Origin of the sequence: Pseudomonas agronomica (assembly GCF_025917275.1) — a bacterium.
Taxonomy (GTDB): Bacteria; Pseudomonadota; Gammaproteobacteria; order Pseudomonadales; family Pseudomonadaceae; genus Aquipseudomonas; species Aquipseudomonas agronomica.
Map to the genome: position 1 here is coordinate 1 of NZ_JAOSHO010000611.1, position 2,644 is coordinate 2,644.

General features: G+C 62.6%; 2 protein-coding genes. Both read right to left on the reverse strand.

Going from position 1 to position 2,644, the window contains the following annotated elements; all coding sequences use genetic code 11:
• Window positions 1-17: 17 nt before the first annotated feature.
• The gene (locus OC610_RS25205) at window positions 18-1,778 is read right to left on the reverse strand and encodes a molecular chaperone (RefSeq protein ID WP_264431737.1); all 1,761 of its coding nucleotides are present in this window, start codon (window positions 1,776-1,778) and stop codon (window positions 18-20) included.
• 197 nt (window positions 1,779-1,975) lie between these two features.
• On the reverse strand, window positions 1,976-2,644 hold a 669-nt coding region (asd, locus tag OC610_RS25210; RefSeq protein ID WP_264431740.1), incomplete at its 5' end, for an archaetidylserine decarboxylase.

Sequence of the window (2,644 nt, forward strand, 5' to 3'; positions counted from 1 at the left end):
GCTTCGCTCGGCAGCTCCTACAGCGACTTCCACAACGAATCGAAATCCCCGTCCTGCGTACCGCCATCCCCGCCAGCCACTGAATCTTCCTGGCGATAAGCGAACTGGTTGAAGCTGTGGGTGCTGGTCACCCGGCGATCCAGGCCGGCGCGGCGTTCCTGGCCGTTGGTATTGATCAACACCTTTTGGCCTTCCTGGAAGGGCAGGCGCGGCGCGATCACGGTGGGTGGCAGGTCGATGGCGCTTATCTCGGGAAGCAGCAGGCCACGCAGATAGTGCCCTTGTTCGTTCTGCTCGCGAAGCAATTGCAGGCCGCAAGGTTGGGCATGCGGTGCCACCAGCTCAATGCCCATCTGCATGGCGCCATTGCGCACCTGGCGGATCCAGCGCACCACGGCGATGCTCCAGCTCTGATCATTGGTGTCCCGGATGCCGACCATTTCACCGGCCTGCAATTGTTCCGGCACTTCTTTCGGCCAGCCCAGGCAGTAGCCGCCGGGGCTGTGATTGATGATCGGCAGGTCATAAGTGGGGAAATGATGTCGGTTGTCGGAACTGGCACCATCGTCATCAGCCGGGTTGACCGGATACTCGATCTCCTCGTAGGGCAGAAGCTCGCTGTCACCGGTGGGGGCGGCGTCAAACGCCTCGCCCCACGTGTCGTTTTTCTTTGTCGGCGAGGCCTCGAAGTGCGCCTTGCGGGGGCCGGGCGTCTTGAGTATCTCGTTGAACGAACGTTCTCCACCCAGGTAATAGTGCAGTGCGCTCATGCCCACGCACAGCGTCAACGTGCCGTTGCCCTCGGTGCGCTGGAAGCTGCGTTCGGCAGCCTCGCCCCAGGCGGCTTGCAAGTGATGCAGCGTATCGGCGCTCATGCCGGCCGGTACCGTCAGGGTCGAATCGGCAGGTTGTGCCAGGTGGGCGGAGATCGCGCGCACCAGCGGCTGAGGGTCGAAACCCAGCAGGGTGGGTTGCTGTTCGGCACGGAATTTCGAGCGATAACGCGGCCCGACGTCCAGTTGCGGCGCGACCGCGAACAGGCTGCCGACGGTGACGGCTGGGTCCAGCTTGACCCAATGGCTCCACGGTTCCAGGACCTCGGCCAACCGCGCGATCTGGCTCTGGCGCAATTGGTTGCTGCGCGAGCCGCCCAGCAGCAGGGCAACCACGTAGGTCTGCTCGATATTCAATTCGTGAATCTGGCTGGCCAGCTCGTCGCTGATGCTCAGGTGCTGCAATTTGTGTTGGCAAGCGATCCGGTACAGCTGGTGCAAATCGAGCCAGAGTCCTTCCGGCACCGGGCTGTAGAGCTGGCTGGCGCGCAACAGGGTTCCATTGAGAGCATGTGTTGCCCGCTGCAATGCCGTGGCTAGCAGGCGTGCGCGGTCTTTGGAGAATTTCGGCGAGATTCGCCCGACGATTTGCTTGTAGCCCATCGCCAGGTGGGCTTGCAGCGCTTGGCACAGGTTGACGATCTTGCGCGAGCGGTCATCCAGCACGATGGCTTGTTGCAGGAAATGCCGTTCAAGGTGCTTGCAGACGTAATAAACCTCAGGCCGCAGCAGTTCCAGCAATTGCAGGCGGTTATCGCTGGGCGTGAGCAGTTGGTTCAGCTCGCCGAGCGCCTGGTACAGCAGGCGGGCGGTTTCGCCGATGTTGGCCTTGGGCAGGTTGGCGATCCAACGCTTGAGGTCGCGTGGCGTGGCATCGCAAAAGGACAGGCGCGACTGGGTCGGTGTCGATACGCGCAGTAGCTGGAGAGGGCTGGTCTCATTCATGCCGTGGACGGGCTCCGGCGGGAAATAAACGTGATGTTTCCAACTCTAGCAGCTGTGGGCGAAAGAGGTGCTCTGTGATTGTTGGAAACCTTTGTGGGAGCGAGCTTGCTCGCGATGACGATCTATCAGCCACATCGATGTCGATGGTGCTGGCGTCGTCGCGAGCTGGCTCGCTCCCACAGGAGAGAGTTTTCGGGTCAGGCAGCCGGCAGTGCCAAGGCCTGGCCCATCTGCACGGGTGAGCCGGCCACCAGGTCTTCGGCCCATTTCACCTGCTCTGGACCAAACAGCACGATGGCCGTCGAACCCAGCTTGAACCGGCCCAGTTCGGCGCCTTTTTCCAGGTGGATCGGCGCACGGGCGGCTTCGTCGTAGCGGAAGGTCTTCAGCTCGCGCTTGGGCGGTGTCACCAAGCCGGCCCAGACGGTCTCGATCGAGGCAACGATCATCGCACCCACCAGCACCACGGCCATCGGCCCGCGCTCGGTGTCGAAAATGCATGCGACGCGTTCGTTGCGGGCAAACAGCTCCGGGACATTTTCCGCAGTGGTCTGATTGACCGAGAAAATCCGGCCCGGGATGTAGACCATCTCCCTCAGGGTGCCGGCCAGCGGCATGTGCACGCGGTGGTAATCCTTGGGGGACAGGTAAATGGTGGCGAAATCGCCGCCCATGAACGGCGCGGCATTGGCCGCATCACCGCCCAGCAGTTCCAGCACGCTGAAACTGTGGCCCTTGGCCTGGAACACCCGGCCATGCTCGATCGGGCCAAGCTGGCTGACAGCGCCGTCGGCAGGGCTGAGGATTGCGCCGGGGGTTTCATCCAGAGGCCGTGCGCCGTCTTTCAGTGCGCGGGTGAAGAACGC

Excerpts from the sequence above, each read along its gene's own strand:
- OC610_RS25205 (WP_264431737.1), bottom strand. The coding sequence starts at position 1,778 with ATGAATGAGACCAGCCCTCTCCAGCTACTGCGCGTATCGACACCGACC.